The following is a 3,465-nucleotide window of genomic DNA, read 5'->3' as shown; positions in this document are numbered from 1 at the left end:
CCCCGGTGGCGGCGAACTCAAACGACTCATCGGATGGCGGCGGCAGGGCAGCGGGAGTTGGATCGCCAGCCGCATAGACGCGAACCCAATCCACTCGCATCTCGCCAGCGCCGTTATCAGTGCTGTCTGGGAACCAGTCCAGTTGTAGCGTCTGGTGCATCGGTCCGGGAGGCTGGTGCGCCGGGTCGTTGTCCTCAAACCACTTCACCCCATCGACGTAGCCGACGATCCCATTCGGAGACCAGTCAACCGCATAGTTGTGGAACTGCGTAACGTCCAGTGCCATGGTCGCCGACGTCTGCGAATTCGAACATCCGTAGTGGTGGAAGAACTTGATGACGCTCCAGTCAGCAGATGTCTCCGCGTAGTCAACTTCGCCGTCACACGGCCAATTCCTACTATCCGGCCACAGGAGCGCCACCATGTGGTACTCAGTGTCACCCGAACCCGCCGCGCGGATCTCCCACCGGCCGTACTTCTGGCGCCCAAACTTCGCGCTCATTCCAGCGGTGGTGCCGTCCGGTGTTCCAGTCATGACCATTTTGGAACCATCTACCGTGACCTGCTGGGGACTCCGAATGCCATTCCCGTCGTGCCCGGCACTGTTGTACACGGACCACTTCGCGGCGTCCGGTGCACCGGTATAGTTGAACTCATCGCCAGCGGTCGGCGTACCCCAGTTCAGATCTGTCGCGGCCGAGCCCGTCGTCGTTGGCGTAGTGGGCTTCGGCGTGGCTGATGTGGCGACCGGTGCTGTCGAAGTTACTGCCGGTTGAGTTGACGGGGCCGAGCAGCCGGCCAGGAGGATTGCCACGACCCCAAGGGCGACCAAGTGTTTCCGCATACGTCAGATGATAAGGGCATCGCGCGGCGAGACCTACGGCCGGATGCCGCTGGTGATGTTGAAGAGTTCACTTTGTAAAGCGACCATTCTGAAAGTGCGCCCTGAACCGCTGCAAAATCACGCGGCAAAGACGCCACTTCTGGACGTTTCAGGGTACAAATCAAAAGGCACCACCACCGCGGAATTTTGCAGTATTGGTGCCAGTCAAATTTACCGGATTCCCGGGATCGCTAGCTGAGCGGGGCACCGTCCACCAGGGCGCGGGTTGACGGCGAGGCGAACTGGCTGGCCAGCTCCCTAACCACAGCCTGGAGCTCCTGCCGCAGGGCGTCAGGGTCAATGGTTGCCGCGGCAAGCACCGCGCGTTCCATCTCAACGGCTGCGGCTGCGGCTTCCCGTCCGCTGTCCGTGAGGGACACTACCTGGCTGCGGCGGTCCGACGTGCTGCGGACGCGGGCAATGTGGCCGTGGGACTCCAACCGGCTCAGGGTTTTACCCATGGTCTGGGCCTGAACGCGCACATATTGGGCTAGTTGGGCCTGTGTCATCGGCCCCTGCGCTGAGAGGACTTCGATAGCGATCACGCCGGCGTGCGTCAGTCCGATGGCGCTTAGCTTTTCGTTCCAGGAGTGTTCTACGAGGCGTGCCGCAGTGGACAATAGGCGCCCAGTGGGCCAGCGATCCATGTCAGGCATACCAGCAAGTATAGCTAAGGCTGGTTAGCACCGGTCGTGGATGCTTACTAAACTGGTGTGTTCCGCCTGCAACGAGGAGATTAACAGTGGCTGACAGACTCTTGACCGGCGACGTAGCGCCCGGCTTCACCCTGAAGGATTCGTCGGGTAAGGACGTCAGTCTGGCTTCCGGCCACAGCGGCAGCACCATCGTCTATTTCTACCCAGCCGCCGCCACGCCCGGCTGCACGAAACAGGCCTGCGATTTCCGCGACAGCCTGGCATCCTTCACGTCGGCCGGTTATCGGGTCCTGGGCGTCTCCCCCGATTCCGTGGACAAACTTGCTGCCTTTGCCGCCAACGAGGACCTTAGCTTTCCGTTGCTTTCGGACGAGGACCATGCCGTGGCCGAAGCCTATGGTGCCTGGGGCGAAAAGAAGAATTACGGACGGACCTACGAGGGACTGATCCGCAGCACCGTGGTGATCGATCCCGATGGAAAAGTGGCGCTTGCCCAGTACAACGTCCGGGCCACCGGCCACGTGGCAAAACTCCGGCGCGACCTCAAAGTGGACGCGTAACGCATTACGCGGGAAGTGGCGCCGGTACGGCGCGGCAGGAACCGGCTGACCGGAACCCCGCCGGCCCGAGGCTACAATGGAAACTGGCATCCGCCGTCGTACGTTTTTATCCGTAGGCCATCTGGCCAAGGTTGAAGACAACGGCAGCAACTGCCAAGCGCGAGTGGTGAAATTGGCAGACACGCAGGATTTAGGTTCCTGTGCCTTCGGGCGTGGGGGTTCAAGTCCCCCCTTGCGCACACTTACACAGAGATCCCGGGCCCACAGGCCCGGGATCTCCGTCATTTAACTGCGCAGCTACCGTGTTCTCCTGGCTTTCCCTGCGGGCTGGCCGCGAATCTAAAAAACTCTTGGCGATCCACCCATCCGCTTCAGTGCTCCGGCCGAATACCCATTGAGACACCAGCCAAGGGCCGGTGCCCAACAGTCGGGAAAGGCCACGCGGCAGGCACAACGTCTGCAGCAGGCAAGAAATCGGCAGAAACCAATAAACAAGGAGAACCGAAATGCAGTCATTCAAGCGCACATCCTTCACCGTCGCAGGCGTTGCAGCTGCAGCCCTGCTGAGCCTTACCGCCTGCGGTGGAACAGCAACCACAACCCCGAGCTCCTCCGCTCCGGCCGCCGCACCGTCAGCAACGAAGATGGCCCCGTCACCGTCCGCCAGTGCTGCTGCCATGGATCCGGCCGCAAACCTCGTTGGCGCGGGCTGCGCCGGCTACGCAGAGAAGGTCCCCACCGGGGCAGGCTCGGTTGCCGGGATGGCCCTTGACCCGGTAGCGGTCGCGGCATCCAACAACCCCATCCTGACCACCCTCACGGCAGCTGTCTCCGGCAAGCTGAACCCGAAGGTTGACCTGGTTGACACCCTTAACGGCGGCGAGTTCACGGTCTTCGCCCCGGTGGATGACGCCTTCGCCAAGATCGATGCCGCCACGATCGAAGCGCTCAAAACGGACGACGCCCTGCTGAGCAAGATCCTGACCTACCACGTGGTCCCCGGCCAGATCACCCCGGACAAGATCGCCGGCACACACGCCACGGTCCAGGGCGGATCGGTCACCGTGACCGGCAGCAAGGATGCCCTCATGGTTGATGGCGCCAGCGTGATCTGCGGCGGCGTCCAGACGAAGAACGCCACCGTTTACCTGATCGACTCGGTGCTGATGCCCAAGTAGTCCGGCTTTCAAGCCCAGAGGCCTGTTCCGCAACCGGAACAGGCCTCTGGCGTCTGTCCAGGGAGCACCGGGGTGTGTCAACTAGACTGTGTCCTTGGCCCGCAGTCCGCGGCGCCGGCCAGAAGCAGCCAGAGGTGATAGACGAGTGCCCAGCAGTACTTCGCGGCGAACGGTCATCAGGACCGGCG

At 62.3% G+C, this 3,465-nt stretch carries 4 protein-coding genes and 1 tRNA gene; 3 read left to right on the top strand and 2 right to left on the bottom strand.

All coding sequences use genetic code 11. The annotated features are described in order from the left end of the window. Positions 1 to 535 (bottom strand): glycoside hydrolase family 16 protein (locus tag V6M49_RS09650; RefSeq protein WP_332760971.1); only part of this gene is annotated, 535 nt, incomplete at its 3' end. Between the two features lie 539 nt (positions 536 to 1,074). Then, positions 1,075 to 1,530 carry a MarR family winged helix-turn-helix transcriptional regulator gene (locus V6M49_RS09645; RefSeq protein WP_056349254.1) on the bottom strand — a complete coding sequence of 152 codons (456 nt, stop codon included), beginning with the start codon at positions 1,528 to 1,530 and terminating at the stop codon, positions 1,075 to 1,077. A gap of 95 nt (positions 1,531 to 1,625) precedes the next feature. On the opposite strand from V6M49_RS09645, the gene bcp reads away from it, so the two are divergent. The 3 genes from bcp (at position 1,626) to V6M49_RS09630 (ending at position 3,277) form a co-directional block, all read left to right on the top strand. Then, positions 1,626 to 2,099, top strand: a complete 474-nt coding sequence (gene bcp, locus V6M49_RS09640) for a thioredoxin-dependent thiol peroxidase (protein WP_332760970.1) — start codon at positions 1,626 to 1,628, stop codon at positions 2,097 to 2,099. Positions 2,100 to 2,256: 157 nt separating this feature from the next. After that, positions 2,257 to 2,338 (top strand) — tRNA-Leu (locus V6M49_RS09635). A gap of 267 nt (positions 2,339 to 2,605) precedes the next feature. Continuing rightward, on the top strand, positions 2,606 to 3,277 hold the full coding sequence (locus tag V6M49_RS09630; protein WP_332760969.1) for a fasciclin domain-containing protein: 672 nt from the start codon (positions 2,606 to 2,608) through the stop codon (positions 3,275 to 3,277). Positions 3,278 to 3,465 lie beyond the last annotated feature (188 nt).

Source organism: Pseudarthrobacter sp., from assembly GCF_036675385.1.
GTDB lineage: Bacteria > Actinomycetota > Actinomycetes > Actinomycetales > Micrococcaceae > Arthrobacter.
Note: the sequence above shows the minus strand (reverse complement) of the source record. Positions and strands in the feature narration are given on the sequence as shown.